Genomic DNA, 21,392 nt, shown 5'->3' on the forward strand with positions numbered 1-21,392 from the left:
CGGTGAAAGTTCACCGGACCGGAACCGGCGCATGACCCCGCAAAAATCGGAATCGATTTTCTGGAATGTTCATGCGCAAAATCAAAGTGCTACGACGCCCCTACGTCCGGACGGACGCGGGCGTCGTGGAGGCTCCATAGCATGAGTCCGCAAGCTGGAAAGGGTTCGCCTCGATGAAAAATGCCAAGGAAACCGCCGAAGCGGCGCCCGCCGCGGGACCGATCAGGATCAGGATCGGCGGCAAGGAACGCGAGTTCGACATCGACAACCCGGCGCTTCCGGACTGGATCGAGGACAACAAGCTGACCGCCGGCGGCTATCCGTACGACAAGAAGATGAAAAGCGAAGATTACGACAAGGAACTCGAGCGCCTGCAGATCGAGCTGGTCAAGGCGCAGGCCTGGCTGCAGGCGACCGGCAAGCGGGTGATGGCGCTGTTCGAGGGGCGCGACGCGGCCGGCAAGGGCGGCACGATCTTCGTGCTGCGGCAGTACATGAACCCTCGCACGGCGCGCAATGTGGCGCTGACCAAGCCGACGCCGCCGGAGCTTGGGCAATGGTACTATCAGCGCTATGTCAACCATTTCCCGACCTCGGGCGAGTTCGTCACTTTCGACCGCTCCTGGTACAACCGGGCCGGCGTCGAGCCGGTCATGGGGTTCTGCACATCGCAACAGCACGAGAAATTCCTCGACGAGACGCCGCATTTCGAGCGCATGATATGCAACGAGGGCATCCACTTCTTCAAATTCTGGCTGAACATAGGCCGCGAGACGCAGCTCGAACGCTTCCACGACCGCCGCTGGTCGCCATTGAAGAACTGGAAGTTCTCGCCGATCGACATTGCCGGCATCAACAAGTGGGACGACTACACCAGGGCGCGCGACCTGATGGTCGAGCGCACCCACAAGGAGTTCGCGCCCTGGATCATCGTGCGCGCCAACGACAAGCGCCGGGCGCGGCTCGCCGTCATCCAGCGGATCCTGTTGTCGCTGCCCTATGCCGGACGCGATCTCGACGTGATCGGCAAGGAAGACAAGAAAATCGTCGGCGAAGGGCCGTCGTTCCTGGAGAAATAGCTTTTCCCGGCGCCCGCCGACATTCGTCCAACTTACAGCGCCGCGCATCTTTCGGATGCGCGGCGCTGAGGTTTTACGATAGTGCTCAGGCGGCCAGGCGGGCGATCCGCTGCAGCCGCTTCAGCGTGGCGTCGTCCTGGAGCGCCTGCTGGAACAGCGATATCTCATGGTCGATGCGGTCGCACAGAACGCCCGTATCGCCCTTGAGCAGACTGCGTGTCTGCAACAGCGCTGCAACCGGCTTCTTGGCGAGCTGCCTTGCCCGCGCCAAGGCCGTGTCCTCGGCGCTGCCGTCCACGATCTCGCCGACCAGGCCGAGCGCCTTGGCGTCGTCGACGCCGAGTGTGTCGCCCAGGCAGAAGAAGCGGAAGGCACCGGCATAGCCGAGCTTCTGGGGCGCCAGGATGCTGGTCGCTGCGTCCGGCACGAGGCCGAAATCGACGAACGGCACCCTGAAGGTGCTCCCCCTCGAGGCAATCACCATGTCGCAGTGGAACAGGATCGTGCAGCCGACACCGACTGCGTCCCCGTCCACGCAGGCTAGGACCGGCTTGGGGAAGGTCGCCAGCATGCGGAACATGTCGGTGACGGCGGCGATCAGCTCTCGGTGCTTGGTGGCGTCGAGGAACTCCGAAAAGTCGCCGCCGAGGCAGAAGCAGCCGGCAAGGCCGCGCAGCACGACCACGCGGACGTCGTCATTGACGGCGGCCTCGTGGAAGGTCCCGGCGAGGCTCGCATAGGCGTGCCTGTCCAGCACCGGCCGGCCGTCATGCGAGGACACGGTGACGACCAGCGTGTGGCCGTGCAGTTCCGGTTCGGGATGGAAGCTCATGACCACCTCCATCACGAAGCCTGCCTCAGGCCGAGCTGGCCGGGATAGCCCCGGTTGAGCACCGGCAGGAAGTGGCTGCGGCGCTGGCGCACCACCTCAAGCGTATGCTCGGTGAAGGTGAGCAGCGTCGCCACGACCTGCTGGTTGCCATAGGTGCGCTGGTAGCCTAGCGGCGTCGCCAGGAAGTGGAGCTGCAGCGCCCGCAGCACCCACATCGGTTCGAACTCGATGATGACCTGGTTGACGTTGCGCTCGAGGCCCCATTCGACGAAGCCGGCGATCAATTCGGTGCCGACCGTCGAAACGCCGCGCTTGCCGTCGCGAAAGCCTGGCGCCACAGCATAGCGGGTCAGCTCCCAGACATGCGGTCCCGATGGAGGCGTCCCTTCGTAGAGATCCGACAGGACGTCGGTCAGAAGGTGCGCCCGTGTCGTCGGCAGCATGCGCTGATAGCCGGCGAGCTCGCCGTTGCGGATGACGAGGTGATGTTCGGCCTCGTCATGGTCGAACTGATCGATCTCGAGCCCGTCCGGGCGATCGAGATCGGCCCATCCCATCTCCTCGACGAAGATCTTGTAGCGCAGGCGATGGACAGCTTCCCAAAGGTCGGGGCGTTCCATCAATTCCTGAGTGGTGAGGGAAAAAAGCATTAGCCGTCTCCTGGGCTTAAGAGGAAGATACGGCCGGGCTTTCCCGAAAATATTACGCGATCGCGTAGGCAAGAATTTCTAGGTCGGCACCGACCGACCTCACTAATATAGCCGTGCCTAATCGCCTCTGCGACTGCCTGCACGCAGTTGACGGCGTCCAGTTTGCTTTGGCGTTAAGAAAGTATTAGCCCTTTCTTAAGAGGAGGACACAGTCGGCTTTTGTCTAAAATATTATGCGAATGCGTAGGCGACAATTTCTGGGCTGTCACCGGCTTAGCTAATATAGCCGCGTCTAATCGCCTCGGCGACAGCTTGCACACGGTTGGCGGCGCCCAGTTTGCTCTTGGCGTTGAGAAGGTGTTTCTCGGAGGTGTGCTCCGAGATGCCGAGAATTTGCGAAATCTCCCACTCTGACTTGCCGACGGCCGCCCATTGCAGGCATTCGCGCTCACGCGGCGTCAATTCTATGTGATCGATGACCTTGCCGGCCATGGTGTGAAGCTGCATGGCGCGGCCGATGGCGTAGGTGGACGCCAGCGAAACCATCCCGAACTCGGCCTCCGACAACTCGACGGATTCGCCGCCCAGCGAAACCATGACGATCTGACCGTCGAGCGTGACCAGTGGGAAGGCGAGGCCGTCGCGGAGCTTGAACTCGCGGGCATCGCCCATGACCTCGTTGCTGCTCTTGTCGATGACGATGGCCTGCGAGGCTTCCCGCCACTGGAACGGGGCCTGCAATTGCTTCATGTGGCTGACAACCGGATCATGGTCGACGTAGTTGCGCGCCACGTAGCGCTCCAGCCACTCGCCCGGCCAGTCGCAGAGCAGGACGTGGTCCTTCTGCCGGCCGCGCGGGGTGCCGGGCTGCGGCACGGTTCCAGCCATCAGCGCCGTCAGGCCGAAATTCGAGGTGACGCCGAGCAGGCGCTCGCACACCGCCGCCGCCGTGCTGGCGTGCTGCAGCTGGTCTATGTATTCCAGAGTTCTATCGAACATGCTCATCGCAACATCTACCCCATGTTGCTTTCTGCTTTCATCACCGACGGTAGATGCCCGAACCACCCTTCGCCATCAACCCCCCGGGCTGCAAGCTCCCTCGTCGCGCCGGTGATCTCTCCCCCGTGCCGGCGCGCGCTGCCACTTGCAAACATGCTAAACCATACGCCGAATTCCCGAGTTTGAAATCAAAAACAATTGTGCCCGCTCTGTTTTCATACGAAAAGCCAAGAACATGACTGGGCGGAGCCTTATCGTGACTTTCCGGTGGATATTTCTGATCCTGCTGTCGGCGCTGATCGGGGCGCTGCCGTTTGCCGGCGCGACTCAGGCCGCAGAGCCGCAGGTTCCGGTGCTGTGGGATGCCAAGGAGCGGCTGCCCAAGCCCGATCTTTCGGCGCTGCCGCGGTTGCGATTCCTCACCACCACCGATTTTCCACCCTTCAATTTCCTCGACGGCTCAGGCCGGTTGTCGGGTTTCCACATCGACTTGGCGAGGGCGATCTGCGCGGAGCTCGGCATCGTCGAGAAATGCCAGATCCAGGCCTTGCCCTGGAACGAGCTTGACGCCGCGTTGCAGAAGGGGGAAGGCGAGGCGATCATCGCCGGCATCGCGGCAACGCCGGAAAGCCGCGAGAAATACGCCTTCTCACGTTCCTACCTGCAGTTCCCGGCGCGCTTCATCATGCCGAAGGCCAAGGCCCTCGCCGAGCCGATCCTCGACAAGCTGCGCAGCAAGCGGGTCGGCGTCATTGCCGGCTCGGCGCATGAGAAGATGCTGCGCGACTATTTCGGCACCGTGCAGGTGGTGCCTTTCGACAAGCCTGAGAACCTCTATGCCGACCTCAAGGCCGGCAAGATCGATGCCGCCTTCGGCGACGGCATGCGGTTTTCGTTTTGGCTCGGCGGTTCCGACGCCGCCGGCTGCTGCCGCTTTGCCGGCGGCCCGTATCTGGCACCGGAATATCTGGGCTCGGGCATGGCGATCGCCACCAGGGCCGGCGATCCGGCGCTGGCGGCCGCCTTCGACTACGCGCTGCAGGAAATCTCGATCAAGGGAACCTTCGCCGAGTTCTACCTGCGCTATTTCCCGGTGAGCTTCTTCTGATAGCAAAGCCGCGGCCCAGGGTCTGTTGAGATTCAGGTCAGGACGAGTCGAGAATGGTCGTTTCCGAGAACCGGAGCGGAGCGTACTCAAAGTACGTGAGCACCGGCCTACGCCGGCCGTAGCCTTAACTGCCGCGCCGCTCATGAATGCTTCGGCCGGCGAAGGCCGGAAGCGCAGGAAGCCGCCATTCGCAGGCCGGCCTCACCTGAATATCGACAGACCCTAAGTCAGCGTGCGCAGGCGCGCCTTGGCGGCGCGAGCGATCGCGGCGACGGTCAGCGTGTCGAGATCGAGCTTGAGGCGGATGAGCTGCAACACCCGCACCTCCTCCATGCGCATTTCGAGATCGACGGCCGCGACCTCGAAAGCGGCCGCATAAGCCGTGTCGCGCAGCCGCTCGGGCAACGCTTCCGCGGCGCTGGCGAGCACGCCTTCCAGTCCGTCCTTTTCATGCAGCGCCTTCTGGCAGGCTTGAGCCACCGCCACCAGCCTGTCCTGGTTGAAGTCAACGAACACCGGCCACGAGCGGACGACGTCGCCGATCCGCGCCAGCTCGACATCGGTCATGTCGCGGTCGGAAGCCGAGGTGATGACCATCAGATGGATCAGGGCTTCGTGTGGCGTCAAAGGCATTCAAAACTCCTTGATAGCATGGCCCCAACGTAAGAACGCCATTGTGGCACCGCAAGGAAAACCGCCGCAAATCGTTGACGCTCCGGCCAGTCGCGCCTAGAGACCGGTTGAAAAATCTTACCCGCGGCGAAAGCCGGCACATGACTGGAACTTTGACATGACGGGATCAAATATCATCGATCTCAATCCCGAGATGCTTGCGGCGGCCGCCGAAAGCAAGGCATGGCCGTTCGAGGAAGCCAAGAAGATCATTGCCCGCTACAAGGACAAGGATTTCCCCGAGACCGTGCTGTTCGAAACCGGCTACGGCCCGTCCGGCCTGCCGCATATCGGCACCTTCGGCGAGGTGGCGCGCACCACCATGGTGCGGCACGCCTTCCGGGTGCTGACCGCGGACAAGGTCAAGACCAAGCTCATCTGCTTTTCCGACGACATGGACGGCATGCGCAAGATTCCCGACAATGTGCCGGATCGCGCAGCGCTGGAGCCTTATCTGCACAAGCCGCTCACGGCGGTGCCCAATCCCTTTGGCGGCGACTATGCGAGCTTCGCCGACCACAACAACGCGATGCTCTGCCGCTTCCTCGACACGTTCGGCTTCGACTACGAGTTCGCCAGCGCGACGAAGTACTACAAGGAAGGCCGCTTCGACGAGGTGCTGCTGCGCGCCGCCGAGCGCTATGACGAGATCATGGCGGTGATGCTGCCGACACTCGGGCCGGAGCGCCAGGCGACCTACAGCCCGTTCCTGCCGATCTCGCCGAAAAGCGGCCGCGTGCTCTACGTGCCGATGATAAATGTCGACGCCAAGGCCGGCACCATCACCTTCGATGACGAAGGCACCGAGACCACGCTGCCGGTCACCGGCGGCAAGGTGAAGCTGCAGTGGAAGCCGGATTTCGGCATGCGCTGGGCAGCGCTCGGCGTCGATTTCGAGATGTTCGGCAAGGACCACCAGACCAACGCGGCGATCTACGACCGCATCTGCAACATCCTCGGCGGCCGCGCGCCGGAGCATTTCGTCTACGAATTGTTCCTCGACGAGACCGGTCAGAAGATCTCGAAGTCGAAGGGCAACGGCCTTACCATCGACGAGTGGCTGACCTATGCGCCGACCGAGAGCCTCGGCCTCTACATGTACCAGCGGCCGCGGCAGGCCAAGAAGCTCTACTTCGACGTCATCCCGAAGGCGGTCGACGAATATTATGCCTTCCTCTCCGCCTATCCGCGGCAGGACTGGAAGGAGCGGCTCGGCAACCCCGTCTGGCACATGCATGACGGCAATCCGCCGCCCATCGACCTGCCGGTGCCGTTCGCGCTGCTGCTCAACCTGGTCAGCGCTTCCAACGCGCATGACAAGGCGGTGCTGTGGGGCTTCATCTCGCGGCACGCGCCGGGCGTGACGCCGAAGACGCATCCGGAGCTCGACCGGTTGACCGGCTATGCGATCCGCTATTTCGACGACTTCGTGAAGCCGACCAAGGTTTATCGCGCACCCGACGCGGTGGAACGGGAGGCGCTGGCGAAGCTCTCGGAAGCGCTCGGCGCCCTGCCGCAAGGCGCCGACGGCGAGGCGATCCAGAACGCTGCGCTCAACGTCGCGCGGCGGATCGAGCGCTATCAGGACCATTCCAAGCAGAGCCCGGAAGGCGGCCCCGGCGTGTCGGTCGCCTTCTTCCAGATGATCTACCAGGTGCTGATCGGGCAGGAGCGCGGGCCCCGCTTCGGCTCCTTCGCGGCGCTTTACGGCATCACAGAGACGCGCGCGCTCATTGAGCGGGCGCTGGCTGGTCAGCTGGCGGCGTAACCGCGCCGTCGTCCGCCGGCAGGATAGAGGTCGGCGCGGCGGGCGCCGGGCCAGTGGCGGCCGGCAATGCCGGCAGGCCGCCAAGACTTGGCCCCGCGCCGAAGATGCCTTTCTTGGCCGCGCGCGCCTTGTCGCCCGCCTCGGCATAGGGGCTGCCTTGCGCGGCGCGCGCCCAGCCGTTTTCCACCAGCCACTCGCCGATATCCTTGTTGCCGACGCGACATTCGGCCGAGATCGTGTCGCGGCTGCCCTCCGGCGGCACGGTGCAGACCACGGTGCGCCCGCGCAGGAGGGCGCGGAACGCTGTTCTGGCGCGCGCGCCGCAAGCCCAGGACTTACCTTCGTCGCTGCAGGTTTCGTCCGCTTTGACGACGTCAATGCCGGTGATGGCGACAGCGTAGCCTTTTGCCTCGATGAGGCCGGCGGCGGTGGCAACCGGCTGGAACAGCTTGGTGCCATTCCAGTCGTCCGGCATTTTCAGCTTGGGCGGCTTGGGCGGACCGGCCAGCGCCAGATCGCTGAGCGGCGCCCGGGGCTCGACCCGTTCGAGCGTCTCGTCAAGCATTTCGGGCGGCGCCACCACCTCGGGATCGATCGCCCGCGAATGGGCCGGCGGCGGCTTGGGCGGCTGCGGAGCGGCCGGCGCCAGAATGGCGGAAGTCGCCGGTTCTTCGGGCACCGGTTCCTGGGGCGCCGGTTCCTGGGGCGCCGCGCCGGTGCCTTGTCCTGGAAGCGTATCGGCTGGATCGATCTGATCGACCGCGACGACGCTTTCGCTGCCCTTCAGCGAGCGGCCTCCGGCAACGACCAGCGCTGCCATTGCCGGAACCGCCAGAACCGCGAAGGCAAGATGGAGGACCCGCACCGGCCCGGACCTACTGGCTTGCCCAGACGATCCGCGCCACCCATTCGACATCGCGCATCGGGATGTCGCGGTCCGGGTGAGCGGGATTGAGCGAGACCAGCACGATCGACTTGGCGGTCTGCCGTTCGAGCACCTTGGCCATGACCTCGCCGGCGGCGGTCTTGACGACGACGCGGTCGCCCTTGCGCGTCGGCGCGCCCGGCTCGACGATCAGCACGTCGCCGTCGCGGTAGAGCGGCAGCATGGAATCGCCCTGGACCTTCAGCGCATAGGAGCTTTCCGCCGCCCGCGCCGGAAGCTCCACCAGATCCCAGCCCTGCCCCGAGGGATAGCCGGCATCGTCGAAGAATCCGCCGGCGCCGGCCTGGGCAAAGCCGAGTAGCGGCACGGCCATGCGCGACTGCGGCGCGGCAGGGCTTGCGCGACCTTCGACCAGCACGGTGAATTCCTCCAGCGAAGCGCCGGTGGCTTCGATGATCTTGGCCAGCGATTCGGTCGAAGGCCAGCGGGGCCGGCCGTCGGAAGACAGGCGCTTCGACTTGTTGAAGGCCGTCGAATCGAGGCCCGCGCGCCTGGCGAGACCGGAAGCCGAGAGCGAATAGCGCTCGGCGAGAGCGTCGATTGCAGCCCATACGCGGTCGTGTGAGAGCACGCGCGCTCCCTTCAAAACAGGAAAAAATGCCTCAACGTTGTCTAGCGTGTGATCGCCTCGATGTCCACCGGCGGAGCGCCGAATTGCCGACAATCAGGCCTGCTTGGCCTGCTCGCGCAGGTTCCGGTGCGAGATCATGAACGCCCGTTCGGCCTCGGTCGGCGGGCGCGGTTGCACGGAATGGCCGAGCGCCGCGACGACCTCGCCGATCTCCAGAAAACGTCGGCCGCGACGGTCATAGACGCCGCCCGTGGTCATGATCAGCGCGGCCGTCTCGCCATTGTCGAGGATGAAGCGGTGCTTGCCGATGACTGAAGTGGCTTCCCAGGTTTCGATCGAGGATGCCACCTCGAAGTGGCGCCACAGCCTGATCTCGCGCACATAGGATGCTTGCAGCCCGCCGATCATCGGCGCCCAGCCGTGTTTACGCGCGAGCGCGACGAGACCGACGCGGAGAAAGACGTCGATGCGGCCAAGATCGGCCAGCATCATGTAGCGCGCATTATTGAGATGGCTGTTGAAATCGATGTCGGTCGGCAGGCAGCGAAAGCCCAGCCGACTCTGATCGCCGATCACGTAAGGGCCACGGCTGGACGCCGTGGCCATCATGCGCGCGAGGCGCCCCCAGACGTACATGATCGAGCGTCAGGCGGCCTTCTTGACCTCGCCCTTCTGGTAGGGGTCGAAGCGCTGGTAGAAGGTCTCGCCCTTCTCGGCCATGTCAAGCAAAAGCTTGGGCGCCTTGAATTCGGTCCCGTATTTCTTCTGCAGGCCCTTGGCGATCTTGACGAAGCGCTTGGCGCCGATGCCGTCGATATAGGAGAGCGCGCCGCCGGTGAAGGGAGCGAAGCCGAAGGCGAGGATCGAGCCGACATCGGCCTCGCGCGGATCGGTGACGATGCCCTCTTCCATGACGCGCACCGCCTCGAGCGCGATGGTGACCAGCAGGCGCTCTTTCAGCTCCTCATAGTCGACCTTGTCGTGCTTCAGCTGCGGATAGAGGTCCTTGAGGCCCGGCCATAGCTTCTTCTTCGCCGGCTTGGCCGGGTAATCGTAAAAGCCCTTGCCGTTCTTGCGGCCGAAGCGTCCATGCGTGTCGACCATGGTGTTGATCAGCGCCATCTGCTTCGGATCGACGGCCTTCTCGCCGAGATCCTTGATGGTCTGCTTCATGATCTTCTGGGCAAGGTCGATGGCCGTCTCGTCGGTCAGCGCCAGGGGCCCGACCGGCATGCCGGCGGCCTTGGCGGCGTTCTCGATCATCGCCGCCGGAACGCCCTCGATCAGCATCTTGTAGGCTTCCGACATGTAGCGCAGCACACAGCGGTTGACGTAGAAGCCGCGCGTGTCGTTGACGATGATCGGCGTCTTCTTGATGGCGCGCACGAAGTCGATTGCCGTGGCCAGCGCCTTGTCGCCGGTCTTCTTGCCGAGGATGATCTCGACCAGCATCATCTTGTCGACCGGCGAGAAGAAGTGGATGCCGACAAAATTCTTCGGCCGCGCCGAATTCTTCGCCAGCGCGGTGATCGGAATGGTCGAGGTGTTGGAGGCGAAGATCGCCGACGACTTCAGCACCGCTTCCGCCCTCTCGGTGGCAAGCTTCTTGACCGCCGAGTCCTCGAACACCGCCTCGACGACGAGGTCGCAGCCGGCAAGGTCGGCATAGTCGGCCGTCGGCGTGATCAGCGACAGGAGCTTGTCCTTCTCCTCGGGCTTGGCGCGGCCCTTCTTCACCTGATCGGCCATCAGGCTGTCGGAATGCGCCTTGCCCTTTTCGGCCGACTCCACGTCGCGGTCGAGCAGCACGACCGGGATGCCGGCCTTGGCGGTGACATAGGCGATGCCGGCGCCCATGAAGCCGGCGCCGAGGATGCCGATCTTCTTGAACCTGGTGTCCGGCACGCCGGCCGGGCGGCGTGCGCCCTTGTTCAGTTCCTGCAGTGACACGAAGAGCGAGCGGATCATCGCAGCCGCTTCCTTGGTCCGCATGATCTCGGTGAAGTAGCGCTGCTCGATCCTGAGCGCCGTGTCGAAGGGCACAAGCAGGCCTTCATAGACGCATTTCAGGATCGCCGCCGCGGCCGGATAGTTGCCGTAGGTCTCGCGGCGCAGGATGGCGATGGCCGGCGGCCACAGGTTGGCGCCGGCCGCCGAATAGATCGGGCCGCCGGGCAGCTTGAAGCCCTTCTCGTCCCAGGGCGCGACCGGCTTCAGGCCGTTCCTGATCATCGCCTTGGCGGCCTCGACAAGCTTTTTCGGCTCGGCGATCTCGTGGATCAGGCCCATCGACTTGGCCTTCTGCGGCGTGAGATTCTGGCCGGTGGTCAGCATCTGCAGCGCCTGCTGCTGGTCGGTCAGCCGCGGCACGCGCTGGGTGCCGCCGGCGCCCGGGAAGATGCCGATCTTCACCTCGGGAAGCGCCATCTTCACCTTGTCGGAATCTGCCGCGACGCGACCGTGGCAGGCGAGCGACATCTCGAAGGCGCCGCCCATGCAGGTGCCGTTGATCGCCGATACCCACGGCTTGCCACAGGTCTCGATCTTGCGGAACAGCCCGGTCATGGTGCCGGCATTGTCGAACAGCGCCTTGGTCGCCTTGTCGAGGTCCTTCTCCTTTTCGGCGGCGAAGGTGGCGAGCATCTTCTGCAGCATGGTGATGTCGGCGCCGCCGGAGAAGCTGTCCTTGCCGGAAGTGATCACCACGCCCTTGATGGCGGGGTCGCCGGCCACATGATCGACGATCGCGTTGAGCTCGCGCATTGCCTCTTCGGTGAAGACGTTCATCGAGCGTCCGGGCATGTCCCAGGTGACCAGCGCGATGCCGTCGGCGTCGATGTCGAGGGTGAAATTGGTGTAGCTCATCTCTTCTCTCCCCGTCAGACGCGTTCGATGATGGTGGCAGTGCCCATGCCGGCGCCGATGCAGAGCGTGACCAGCGCGGTGTTCAGATCGCGGCGCTCCAGCTCGTCCAGCGCCGTGCCCAGGATCATGGCGCCGGTGGCGCCGAGCGGATGGCCCATGGCGATCGCGCCGCCATTGACGTTGATCCGGTCGTGCGGGATGTCGAAGGCCTGCATATAGCGCAGCACAACGGAAGCGAAGGCCTCGTTGAGCTCGAACAAATCGATGTCCGACAGCTTCATCTTGGCGCGCTTCAAGAGCTTCTCGGTAACGTCGACCGGGCCGGTCAGCATCAGCACCGGCTCGGAGCCGATATTGGCGAAAGCGCGGATGCGCGCGCGGGGTTTCATGCCCATGGTTTTCCCGGCCTTTTTCGAGCCGAGCAGCACGGCTGCGGCGCCATCCACGATGCCGGAGGAATTGCCGGCATGGTGGACATGGTTGACCTCTTCGACTTCCGGGTGCTTCTGCACGGCGACCGCATCGAAGCCCCCCATCTCGCCCGGCATGACGAAGGACGGATTGAGCGAGGCGAGCGACTGCATGTCGGTCGTGGGCCGCATATGCTCATCACGGTCGAGGATGGTGAGACCGTTCTGGTCCTTGATCGGGATCACCGAGTTCTTGAAGCGGCCCTCTTCCCAGGCCTTGGCGGCGCGCTTCTGGCTCTCGACCGCATAGGCGTCGACGTCGTCGCGGCTGAAGCCGTATTTGGTGGCGATCAGGTCGGCCGAAATGCCCTGCGGCACGAACCAGCCGGGCAGGCCGACGGACGGATCCATGAACCAGGAGCCGCCGGACATCCCCATGCCGACGCGCGACATGGATTCGACCCCGCCGGCGATGACGATCTCGTCCGCGCCTTGCGCGATCTTGGCGGCGCCGAAGTTAATGGCGTCGAGACCCGAGGCGCAAAAGCGCGAGATCTGCATGCCCGGCGCCCTGGTGTCGTAGCCGGCCTCGAAGGCGGCGGCTCGCGGGATGACCGAGCCCGCCTCGCCGACCGGATCGACGCAGCCGAAGATGATGTCGTCGACATTGCCGGTGTCGAGCCCGTTGCGGTCACGCAGCGCTTGAAGCGTCTTGGCGGCGAGCCGCACCGCCGGCACCTCGTGTAGCGAGCCATCCTTCTTGCCCCTGCCGCGCGGCGTGCGCACGGCATCATAGACGTAAGCTTCGGCCATTTTTCTGCTCCTTGGGTTTGCCGGTCGCCGCGCTCAGAGAGAGCGCCCGATCAGCAATTTCATGATCTCGTTGGTGCCGCCGTAGATGCGCTGGACGCGGGCGTCGCGGTACATGCGGGCGATCGGATATTCGTTCATGTAGCCATAGCCGCCATGCAGTTGAAGGCATTCGTCGACGACTTTGCCCTGCAGATCGGATAGCCAGTACTTGGCCATCGAGGCGGTGACCGGGTCGAGGCCGCCAGCGATATGGCGGGCAACGCAGTCATTGTAGAAGACGCGGCCGATGGTCGCCTCGGTCTTCAGCTCGGCCAGCTTGAACTGGGTGTTTTGGAAATCGATGATCGCCTTGCCGAAGGCCTTGCGCTCCTTGACATAGTCGATGGTGATCGCCAGCGCCCGCTCGATCATGGCAATGGCGCCCGTGCCGATCTGCAGCCGCTCCTGCGGCAATTGCTGCATCAGCTGAACGAAGCCCTTGCCCTCCTCGTGGCCGAGCAGGTTCGAGGTCGGCACACGCACGTCGTTGAAAAACAGCTCGGATGTGTCGTTGGCCTTCAACCCTATTTTGTCGAGGTTGCGGCCGCGCTCAAAACCTTCGACCTCGTCGGTCTCGACGACGATCAGCGAGGTGCCCTTGGCGCCTTTTTCCGGATCGGTCTTGGTGACGACGATGATCAGATTGGCGAGCTGGCCATTGGTGATGAAGGTCTTGGAACCGTTGATCTTGTAGTGATTGCCGTCCTTCTCGGCGCGGGTCTTCACCCCCTGCAGGTCGGAGCCGGCGCCGGGCTCGGTCATGGCGATGGCGCCGATCAGCTCGCCGGTCGCCAGTTTCGGCAGCCACTTCTCTTTCTGCTCCTCGGAGCCGTAATGCAGGATGTAAGGGGCGACGATAGAATTGTGCAGGCCGATGCCGAAGCCGTCGACGCCGACATGGCCGATCGCCTCGATGATGGCGCTCTCATGCGCGAAGGTGCCGCCCGAGCCGCCGTATTTTTCCGGCATGGAGGCGCAGAGCAGGCCGGCGGCTCCGGCCTTGAGCCAGCTCTCGCGGTCGACCATCTCGTTCTTCTCGAACTCGTCGTAGCGCGGCGCGATCTCTTCCGCCATGAAGCGGGTCGCCATGTCGTAGAGCATGCCAACCTCATCCGCCGCCCAGGCGGGTTTTGGAAGGCCAAGAACTTCGGCTGGGTTGGTCATGCTCTTACGTTTCTCCTCCTAGAGTGCGTCGGCATGGGCGGGGGCGCTCGTCGCGGGCGACCCCTCCCGGCCCTTCGGGCCACCCTCCCCTCAAGGGGGAGGGGGACGCCGAGCATTTCTAGAACGCTTCCACCGGCAGCGCCATTAGCGTATCCGCGCCACTGGAAATACGCGCCAGCCGCGTCGCAGTCTCCGGCATGATCCGCTCCATGAAGAAGCGCGCCGTCACCAGCTTGCTATCGTAGAAGGACGTAGCGCCATTGGCGCCTTCGGCGAGTTTCGTTTGGGCGGCCTTGGCCATCTGCCCCCACATGTAACCCAGCGCGACCAGGCCGAAGAGGTGCATGTAGTCGGTCGAGGCCGCACCCGCATTGTCGGGCTTGGTCATGGCGTTCTGCAGCAGCCACATGGTGGCCGCCTGCAGGTCGTTGAGGCCCTTCTTCAGCGCCTTGGTGAAGGGCGCCATCTTCTCGTCGGCGCGGTTCTCCTCGCAGAACTCGCCGACCTCCTTGAAGAAAGCCTGCACCGCGCGGCCGCCATTTTGCGCCAGCTTGCGGCCGACGAGATCGAGCGCCTGGATGCCGTTGGCACCCTCATAGATCATGGCGATGCGGGCATCGCGCACGAACTGGCTCATGCCATGCTCCTCGATGTAGCCGTGGCCGCCGAACACCTGCTGCGCCATCACCGCGTGGTCGAAGCCCTTGTCGGTCAGCACGCCCTTGACCACCGGTGTCATCAGCCCGGTGTAGTCGTCAGCCGCCTGGCGGTCCTTGTCGTCGCTCGCGCGGTGCGCGACGTCCGACTTGATCGCCGTCCAAAGCGCCAGCGCGCGGCCGCCCTCGTTGAAGGCCTTCATGGTCATCAGCGAGCGGCGGATGTCGGGATGGACGATGATTGGGTCGGCCTTCTTGTCCGGCGCCTTGACGCCGGAGAGCGACCGGCCCTGGAGGCGATCCTTGGCGTAGGCGGCGGCGTTCTGAAAGGCGATCTCGGAGACCGAAAGCCCTTGCAGGCCGACGCCGAGACGGGCCTCGTTCATCATCGTGAACATGGCCTTCAGGCCGCCGTTCAGCTCGCCGAGCAGCGTACCTTCGGCCTCGTCATAATTCATCACGCAGGTCGAGTTGCCGTGGATGCCCATCTTCTCCTCGATCGAGCCGCAGGAGAGCGCGTTACGCTCGCCGACATTGCCCGAGCCATCGAGCTTGAGCTTCGGCACGATGAACAGCGAAATGCCCTTCACGCCTTCCGGCGCCCCCTCGGCGCGGGCCAGCACCAGGTGGACGATGTTGTCCGCCATGTCGTGCTCGCCGGCGGAGATGAATATCTTCTGGCCGGAAATCTTGTAGGTGCCGTCGCCGTTCGGCACCGCCTTGGTGCGCAGCAGGCCAAGGTCCGTGCCGCAATGCGGCTCGGTCAGGTTCATGGTGCCGGTCCAGGTGCCCTCGATCAGCCTGGGCAGCCAGGTGGCCTTCTGCTCGTCCGTGCCATGGGTGACGATGGCCGCGATCGCGCCCTGCGTCAGGCCGGGATACATCATCAGCGCCATGTTGGCCGAGACCATGTATTCGGAGACCGCGGTGTGGACGGTGTAAGGCAGGCCCTGGCCGCCGAATTCGGCGGGAGCGGCGAGCCCCATCCAGCCGCCCTCGCGATACTGGTCGAAAGCGTCCCTGAAGCCCTTGGGCGTGGTCACCGAGCCGTCGTCATGGCGCACGCAGCCTTCCATGTCGCCGACGCGGTTCAGCGGATGCATGACGTTCTCGGCAAGCTTCGCGCCTTCGGCAAGGATCGCCTCGACGACGTCGGGCGTGGCGTCGGAGAAGCCAGGGAGATTGGAATAGCGCTGATAGCCGAGCACGTCGTTGAGCACGAACAGCGTGTCCTGGACGGGCGCCCTGTAGATCGTCATGCCTTCCTCCACCCTTGCGGTCCTGGCCAGCCAGCAAGTTCCCGATCCAGGTCCGGACGGGAGGCCGAGCCAATGTCGAGGCCCCGATAGCAAAAATTGACGTTTGCGTAAACGTCAATCTTGTCGCAGCCGGAAAAATTTTGGTGAGCGGAGATGCAAGGGCAACAAAAAAGCCGCGCGGCCAAGGCCACGCGGCTTCTCTATCTTGGGCTCGTCGCCGTTAAAGCATGTCTCCCGAAAGTGGCACCGGTTTCGGGACAAAGACATGCGTAAAATCAAAAACCTAAAGCGCACGGAGCGAATCTGAAAGATCGCGACGCGCTTTAAGTGCTGGCGCGATCAGCCGGCGGCGCTTGCCTGCGGCGCGGCCCGCTCGGTGAGCATCCGGCGGACGACCGTCATCGAATTGCTCAGCTCGTTGATGGCGTCCTCGATCAGCGTCCGCTGCTTCTGCAGGCGGGCGAGCTGCTTCTCCGACTTGTCAAGCGCCAGCCGCAACTGCTTGGTGTTGGAGCCGGTCGGATCGTAGAGGTCCATCATCTGCTTGACGTCGCGCAGCGAGAACCCGACCTTGCGTCCGAGCAGGATCAGCTTCAGCCGGGCCTTGTCGCGGCGCGTATAAAGACGGGTCGAGCCGTCGCGCTTCGGATTGAGCAGGCCCTTGTCCTCATAGAAACGCAGCGTGCGCAAGGTCACGCCGTATTTCTTGGCCATCTCGCCGATGCGGACGAATTCCTCACCGGCCTCGGCCGGAATGTCATTGCTATTGGCCGCGGCTTCGCCGGGCGAAACAAGTTTCATGGTCACTGGCTTTCCCCTGATGGCGTCGCGGTCGCGGACCAAGCGTCGCCTGAGTGGAAGCGGGGGCGTGCTTCCAATCGTGGTTTCGACAAATCAATCGCAACAGGCACGGCTTCGCACCTTTTACGTTTACGTCAATTCTATACCGATAGCCGGCACCTGACGCAAGGGCGTTGTCGGAACGGAACTTTATGCCGCACCCAGATGCCCACCTAGGTAGGCTTACGATTATGGGCGACTTCTTAAGCTTGGTTAACGCCTTGTTTACCACGTTGGGCGAAATGTGCGCATGTCGGTCACCCGTGTTTATCCTGTAGCGAATTTTTCACGGTCTTCGAAGCGTGGGTGAAAACCCGGGAAGCCCGTCTTCCTCCGCAGCAGAACCGCGCGGCCGCCTTCGTTCCCGGCACGACTTTGGGAAACCGGCCACGGCCGGTCATTCTGAACACGGGCGCATCGATGAACAGCAAGCGGTCCTATCTCGATACACTCAACGCCGGCAGGCAACGCCGGCCGCACACCTCGCTGGAGGAGCTGAACCGCTCGCTCGAAACGCTGGAGCAGCGGCTGGAACGGACCCGCACCGACATGCCCGAACGTCCCGATCCGCGGCGGCCTGTCGCCGAGCCGCGCTACGCGGCCGCGCAACCTTATGGTTCGCCGCGCTGGTACGAGGACCCCTACACCTCGCAGAGAGAGCAAAATCGGGGACCGCAAAATCCCAATGCGCAAAATCGGGGCCCGCTTAACCCGGCGCCCTCCGACTTCGGCCCCAACTATCAAGCCATTGCCCGCGACATCGACCGGGTGCGCGGACAGGAAGACGGCGTCGCGATGGTCGGCAAGATCGCCGTCGAACTGCGCGGCCTGCGCGAAGAGCTGCGCCATCAGATGACCGCCGGCCTGCAGCGCGAATTCGACGCGCTGCGCAAGGACATCGATCGTGCCATGCAGGCGAACAGCCAGCATGGCTCCTCCGCCGACAAGAGCAGCGCCGAGCTCGGCCTCGAGTTCGAGCGGCTTTCCGGCGCCATCCACACGCTTGCCGAAAAGAGCGACGACCGCAGCGTCAATCTGCTGCGACTGGAACTGGAGCAGGTCAAGGCGGCGCTCGACACGCTGGCGCGCGAGGAAAGCGTGCAGGCCGTCGATCAAAGTGTGCGGGCCGCCGATCGCCGCTGGGACGATTTCGACCGCCGCTGGAGCGCGTTCGAGGATCGCGTCGACGCCGACCAGCGTCAGCGCGCCGAAGGTCCCAACCTTTCTGTCCTCACCGACCGGCTCGAACAGATCAGCAGCGCGGTCAACAACCTGCCGCAGTCGCTATCGCTCGCTTCGCTGGAGGAAAAGGTGCGCACCCTTGCCGGCGCGGTCGACCGTTTCGCCAGCCAGCAGACGATGCGCGGCGGCGAGACGCTTGCCATGATCGACGAGCGGCTGGACGAAATCTCGCGCGCCATCGTCGCCTCGACGGTAGCCGCTCAGGCAAATGCCTTCGACCCGGAAACTTTCGGCCGAATCGAGAAGCGGATCGCTTCGCTGGCGCAGCAGATCGAGGAGGTCGCGCAGTCGCGGCCCGCTGAGGTGATCGACCGTCTCAACCTTCTGTCCAGCCGGGTGGACGAACTCGCCGGACGCGCCAACCTGCCGGAGCAGGCGATGGAGCGTCTGGGCAAGCAGATCGCTTTGATCACCGACAGAATAGACCGCGGGCCGGCGATGCCCGACGCCGACCATATCTTCCAGGGCCTGGAGCAGCGCTTCGACGCGCTGTCCAGCCTGCTCGAGCGCCGGCAGGGCGATGCGATCGAGCAAGGCAACATACTGTTCCGCGACCTCGAGCGGCGGCTGGACGAGGTCGCCGACAGGCTCGACCAGCGCATGCAGCAGGATGACGGCGCCGGCATCATGGAGGCGATCGACGCCCGCTTCACCGCGCTTGCCAAGCGCATCGAGACGCGCGCGCCCGATGCCGCCAACGACATGGCGATCCGCGGCCTGGAAAGCCGGCTCGAAGACATTTCCAGCCGGCTGGAATCATCCGCCGCCCAGGTCGCCGGCATCGATCCGGCGCTGATCCGCAGCCTGGAATCGCAAGTGACCGCGCTTTCGGCGCATCTTTCGAAGCCGAGCGCTGCGCTGCCCGATTTCGAGGACATCAGCCCGCGGCTCAACGAGATCGAAAAGTCGCTGGCGGGCACGCGCGATTCCATCCTCAGCGTCGCGCGCGAGGCGGCAGAGAACGCCGTCAGGTCGCTGGCTGAGTCGGGTTCCAGCACGGCCGCTTCCAACGCGGCCGCCGTGGGCGGCCTTGCCCAGGACCTGAAGACGCTCGAAGCGCTCACCCGCCGTTCCGACGAGCGCAATTCGCGAACCTTCGAGGCCATCCACGACACGCTGCTCAAGATCGTCGACCGGCTCGGCTCGCTGGAAGCGGACGACCACAGCGAAGCGGTGAGCGAACTCGTCGATGCGCAGCCGGGCGGCAGACGAGCCGCTCGCACCGGCAAGATCGCGGTGCAGGATGCGCCGTCGATGGATATCGACCAGCCCCTGCCGTTGGTAGGGGACATCGCCGATCTCGACGCGCGTGCCGCCTCCATTGTGCGCAATGAGCCGGTCGCACGCGGTGAACCCGTTACGCATGGCGAACCTGTTACCCGTGGCGAACCTGGACCGCGCACGCCGGCCGAAGCCGCGGCGGCCGCCGCCATGGCCGCGCTCGCCATTGGCGAGCAGGCCGAAAAGACCGGCCGCAAGAAATCGTTGTTCAGCGGGCTGGCACGCGCCTTCAAGGGCAAGAAGGACGAAGACACGCTACCGCTTGCCGGCTCGGCGCCGGCCGGCGACGTTCCGACCGTCGACATCGACGAACCGCTCGATCCCAAAGCGGCCAACCGGCCGCTGGAGCCGGGCTCCGGCGCGCCGGATCTCAACGCCATCATGAAGCGCGTGCGCGACGAGCGCGGCCAGCCAGCCAAGCGCAGCGAGACCGACGCCGCCAAATCCGATTTCATCGCGGCCGCCCGCCGGGCGGCGCAGGCCGCCGCCGCAGAAGCCGACGCGCTGAAGCGGCAGTCGACGATGACCGGCCCGGTGAAGGCGCTCAGAATCGGCGACCTGCTCAAGGCGCGGCGCAAGCCGATCCTGATGGCGGCCGCGGCAATCATGATGGCGCTGGCCGGCCTGCAGCTCGGCAAGGCCTTCTTCTCCGACCCGGCGCCGGTCGCCCGCAACGAGGCGGCGCCGATCGTGTCCACGCAGGCGGTCGATACCGCGTCGCTCAATGCCGGCGGCGCGTCCAAGGCCGACGCGGACGCCGCCGGTTCAGAGGGCGCACCGGCCCGCGCCGTCAGGCAGGCCGAGCCCTCGAAGGACGATCCGGCGCCACAGGCCGCCGCTCAGCCGTCCGCTCCCGAGATGCCCGCCGCCGCGGCGCCGGCCGAACCGGCGCCTGCCCCGACGACTCTCTCCGCGCCGGCCCAGCCGGCGCCGATGGCATCGACCATGCCGTCCGAGCCCGTCTCTCCAGCCGTGAACGGACCGGCCATGGACACGGATACGGATGCGCAGCCCATGACCGGCGCGCCGGCGGCCAGCACACCAGTGCCCGGTGCTCCGGCAGCCGGCGCTTCTTCGGCCAACACGCCGGCAACCACCTCCGCTGACACCACCGGCACCGTCCCGCCGGCCGGCGGCCAGCCCGCAATGTCGGCCGCCAAGATCGATGTCCCAACCGACATCGGCCCGGACGCGCTGCGCGACGCGGCCGCGGGCGGCGATGCCAAGGCGCTGTTCGAGATCGGTTCGCGCTACGCTGAATCGCGCGGCGTGAAGGAAGACATGGCGGCGGCCGCCAAATGGTACGAGAAATCAGCCGAACTGGGCTTCGCGCCGGCCGAATACCGCATCGGCAATTTCTACGAGAAGGGCATCGGAGTCGCGCGCGACATCAAGAAGGCCAAGACCTACTACCAGCTCGCGGCGGAACAGGGCAACGCCAGCGCCATGCATAATCTGGCGGTGCTGTTCGCCATGGCGGCGGACGGCGTCACCGACAATGAATCGGCGGCGCACTGGTTCCAGGAGGCGGCCGATCTCGGCGTCAAGGACAGCCAGTTCAACCTCGGCATCCTTTCGGCCAAGGGCGTCGGCATGAAGCAGAATCTGGAGGAATCCTACAAATGGTTCGCGCTTGTCGCCAAGACCGGCGACAAGGACGCCGCGTCCAAGCGCGACGAGATCGCCAATGCGCTCAGGCCCGAGCAGCTCGAGCGCGCCCGCGCCGCCACGGAACTGTGGAAGGCCAAGCCCCTCAACGCGGCCGCCAACTCCTCCGATATTCCGGAATCCTGGCAGGACAGCACGCCGCAGACCACCGCCAGCATCGACATGAAGAAGGCGGTGAAGAATATCCAGCTGATCCTCAACAAGAACGGCTATGAAGCCGGCGGAGCCGACGGCGTCATGGGCGACAAGACCAAGAGCGCCATCATGGCCTTCCAGACCGACAACAAGATGAAGCCGACCGGCGAGATCGATGCGCCACTCGTCAAGGCGCTGCTGGCGCGCAAATAATTGCGGGCGCGTCGCTTCCGCGACGGCTTGCCACAGATTTGCCTGTTAACTGATTGAGATGGTTTTTGTTTCGGCGCGGCGGCGGGGTTTGACCCTGCCGCCGCGTCGGCGCAAGAAAAAATTGGCTTTTCGGTGCGAAACTGCCGGGGACGGCGGCATTCGCCGAGAGGCAAACTGATCGA

16 protein-coding genes are annotated in these 21,392 nt (G+C 64.6%); 4 read left to right on the forward strand and 12 right to left on the reverse strand.

Features of this window, described 5'->3' with window-relative positions; all coding sequences use genetic code 11:
- The first annotated feature begins 173 nt into the window (after positions 1-173).
- Positions 174-1,079: a polyphosphate kinase 2 gene (gene ppk2 / locus ABID26_RS13310; RefSeq protein WP_354415802.1), complete on the forward strand. Its 906-nt coding sequence runs from the start codon at positions 174-176 to the stop codon at positions 1,077-1,079.
- An 85-nt stretch (positions 1,080-1,164) separates the two neighbouring features.
- Here ppk2 and ABID26_RS13315 read toward each other — a convergent pair whose 3' ends face one another.
- From ABID26_RS13315 to ABID26_RS13325, 3 genes are all read right to left on the reverse strand, one after another.
- A complete protein-coding gene (locus ABID26_RS13315) occupies positions 1,165-1,911 on the reverse strand; it encodes an enoyl-CoA hydratase-related protein (RefSeq protein ID WP_354415803.1) in 747 nt (248 codons plus the stop codon).
- 11 nt (positions 1,912-1,922) lie between these two features.
- Entirely contained in the window at positions 1,923-2,561 is a 639-nt protein-coding gene (locus ABID26_RS13320) for an acyl-homoserine-lactone synthase (RefSeq protein WP_354415804.1), read from the reverse strand.
- Between the two features lie 273 nt (positions 2,562-2,834).
- Positions 2,835-3,566, reverse strand: coding sequence for a LuxR family transcriptional regulator (locus ABID26_RS13325; protein ID WP_354415805.1), 732 nt, complete (start codon positions 3,564-3,566; stop codon positions 2,835-2,837).
- 229 nt (positions 3,567-3,795) lie between these two features.
- Here ABID26_RS13325 and ABID26_RS13330 point away from each other — a divergent pair, with 229 nt between their 5' ends.
- Positions 3,796-4,668 carry a transporter substrate-binding domain-containing protein gene (locus tag ABID26_RS13330; RefSeq protein WP_435528569.1) on the forward strand — a complete coding sequence of 291 codons (873 nt, stop codon included), beginning with the start codon at positions 3,796-3,798 and terminating at the stop codon, positions 4,666-4,668.
- Positions 4,669-4,890: 222 nt separating this feature from the next.
- Here the strand turns inward: ABID26_RS13330 and ABID26_RS13335 are convergent, their stop codons facing one another.
- Positions 4,891-5,301 carry a tellurite resistance TerB family protein gene (locus ABID26_RS13335; protein WP_354415806.1) on the reverse strand — a complete coding sequence of 137 codons (411 nt, stop codon included), beginning with the start codon at positions 5,299-5,301 and terminating at the stop codon, positions 4,891-4,893.
- Positions 5,302-5,458: 157 nt separating this feature from the next.
- On the opposite strand from ABID26_RS13335, the gene ABID26_RS13340 reads away from it, so the two are divergent.
- Complete coding sequence (locus tag ABID26_RS13340; protein ID WP_292339816.1) at positions 5,459-7,108, forward strand: lysine--tRNA ligase; 1,650 nt, start codon at positions 5,459-5,461, stop codon at positions 7,106-7,108.
- Here ABID26_RS13340 and ABID26_RS13345 read toward each other — a convergent pair.
- The 8 genes from ABID26_RS13345 to ABID26_RS13380 form a co-directional block, all read right to left on the reverse strand.
- The gene (locus ABID26_RS13345; protein WP_354415807.1) at positions 7,071-7,973 is read right to left on the reverse strand and encodes a thermonuclease family protein; all 903 of its coding nucleotides are present in this window, start codon (positions 7,971-7,973) and stop codon (positions 7,071-7,073) included. The two genes, ABID26_RS13340 and ABID26_RS13345, sit on opposite strands and share 38 nt — an antisense overlap.
- Positions 7,974-7,983: 10 nt before the next feature.
- Positions 7,984-8,625 carry a S24 family peptidase gene (locus tag ABID26_RS13350; protein WP_354415808.1) on the reverse strand — a complete coding sequence of 214 codons (642 nt, stop codon included), beginning with the start codon at positions 8,623-8,625 and terminating at the stop codon, positions 7,984-7,986.
- A 93-nt stretch (positions 8,626-8,718) separates the two neighbouring features.
- Positions 8,719-9,261: a thioesterase family protein gene (locus ABID26_RS13355; protein WP_354415809.1), complete on the reverse strand. Its 543-nt coding sequence runs from the start codon at positions 9,259-9,261 to the stop codon at positions 8,719-8,721.
- Between the two features lie 9 nt (positions 9,262-9,270).
- Positions 9,271-11,490: a 3-hydroxyacyl-CoA dehydrogenase NAD-binding domain-containing protein gene (locus ABID26_RS13360; protein WP_354415810.1), complete on the reverse strand. Its 2,220-nt coding sequence runs from the start codon at positions 11,488-11,490 to the stop codon at positions 9,271-9,273.
- A gap of 14 nt (positions 11,491-11,504) precedes the next feature.
- Positions 11,505-12,713 carry an acetyl-CoA C-acetyltransferase gene (locus ABID26_RS13365; RefSeq protein WP_292367527.1) on the reverse strand — a complete coding sequence of 403 codons (1,209 nt, stop codon included), beginning with the start codon at positions 12,711-12,713 and terminating at the stop codon, positions 11,505-11,507.
- A gap of 33 nt (positions 12,714-12,746) precedes the next feature.
- A complete protein-coding gene (locus ABID26_RS13370; protein ID WP_354415811.1) occupies positions 12,747-13,916 on the reverse strand; it encodes an acyl-CoA dehydrogenase family protein in 1,170 nt (389 codons plus the stop codon).
- Between the two features lie 118 nt (positions 13,917-14,034).
- A complete protein-coding gene (locus tag ABID26_RS13375) occupies positions 14,035-15,831 on the reverse strand; it encodes an acyl-CoA dehydrogenase (RefSeq protein ID WP_354415812.1) in 1,797 nt (598 codons plus the stop codon).
- 339 nt (positions 15,832-16,170) lie between these two features.
- On the reverse strand, positions 16,171-16,632 hold the full coding sequence (locus ABID26_RS13380) for a MerR family transcriptional regulator (RefSeq protein WP_126102429.1): 462 nt from the start codon (positions 16,630-16,632) through the stop codon (positions 16,171-16,173).
- Positions 16,633-17,091: 459 nt separating this feature from the next.
- On the opposite strand from ABID26_RS13380, the gene ABID26_RS13385 reads away from it, so the two are divergent.
- Entirely contained in the window at positions 17,092-21,210 is a 4,119-nt protein-coding gene (locus tag ABID26_RS13385; RefSeq protein WP_354415813.1) for a peptidoglycan-binding protein, read from the forward strand.
- The last annotated feature ends 182 nt before the right edge of the window (positions 21,211-21,392 follow it).

Source organism: Mesorhizobium shonense, from assembly GCF_040545255.1.
Classification (GTDB): Bacteria; Pseudomonadota; Alphaproteobacteria; order Rhizobiales; family Rhizobiaceae; genus Mesorhizobium; species Mesorhizobium shonense.

What these genes read in the sequence shown, in the direction of transcription:
- ppk2 (WP_354415802.1), top strand. Translation starts at nt 174, where the DNA reads ATGAAAAATGCCAAGGAAACCGCCGAAGCGGCGCCCGCCGCGGGACCG.
- ABID26_RS13315 (WP_354415803.1), bottom strand. Translation starts at nt 1,911, where the DNA reads ATGAGCTTCCATCCCGAACCGGAACTGCACGGCCACACGCTGGTCGTC.
- ABID26_RS13320 (WP_354415804.1), bottom strand. Translation starts at nt 2,561, where the DNA reads ATGCTTTTTTCCCTCACCACTCAGGAATTGATGGAACGCCCCGACCTT.
- ABID26_RS13325 (WP_354415805.1), bottom strand. Translation starts at nt 3,566, where the DNA reads ATGAGCATGTTCGATAGAACTCTGGAATACATAGACCAGCTGCAGCAC.
- ABID26_RS13330 (WP_435528569.1), top strand. Translation starts at nt 3,796, where the DNA reads ATGACTGGGCGGAGCCTTATCGTGACTTTCCGGTGGATATTTCTGATC.
- ABID26_RS13335 (WP_354415806.1), bottom strand. Translation starts at nt 5,301, where the DNA reads ATGCCTTTGACGCCACACGAAGCCCTGATCCATCTGATGGTCATCACC.
- ABID26_RS13340 (WP_292339816.1), top strand. Translation starts at nt 5,459, where the DNA reads ATGACGGGATCAAATATCATCGATCTCAATCCCGAGATGCTTGCGGCG.
- ABID26_RS13355 (WP_354415809.1), bottom strand. Translation starts at nt 9,261, where the DNA reads ATGTACGTCTGGGGGCGCCTCGCGCGCATGATGGCCACGGCGTCCAGC.
- ABID26_RS13360 (WP_354415810.1), bottom strand. Translation starts at nt 11,490, where the DNA reads ATGAGCTACACCAATTTCACCCTCGACATCGACGCCGACGGCATCGCG.
- ABID26_RS13365 (WP_292367527.1), bottom strand. Translation starts at nt 12,713, where the DNA reads ATGGCCGAAGCTTACGTCTATGATGCCGTGCGCACGCCGCGCGGCAGG.
- ABID26_RS13370 (WP_354415811.1), bottom strand. Translation starts at nt 13,916, where the DNA reads ATGACCAACCCAGCCGAAGTTCTTGGCCTTCCAAAACCCGCCTGGGCG.
- ABID26_RS13375 (WP_354415812.1), bottom strand. Translation starts at nt 15,831, where the DNA reads ATGACGATCTACAGGGCGCCCGTCCAGGACACGCTGTTCGTGCTCAAC.
- ABID26_RS13380 (WP_126102429.1), bottom strand. Translation starts at nt 16,632, where the DNA reads ATGAAACTTGTTTCGCCCGGCGAAGCCGCGGCCAATAGCAATGACATT.
- ABID26_RS13385 (WP_354415813.1), top strand. Translation starts at nt 17,092, where the DNA reads ATGAACAGCAAGCGGTCCTATCTCGATACACTCAACGCCGGCAGGCAA.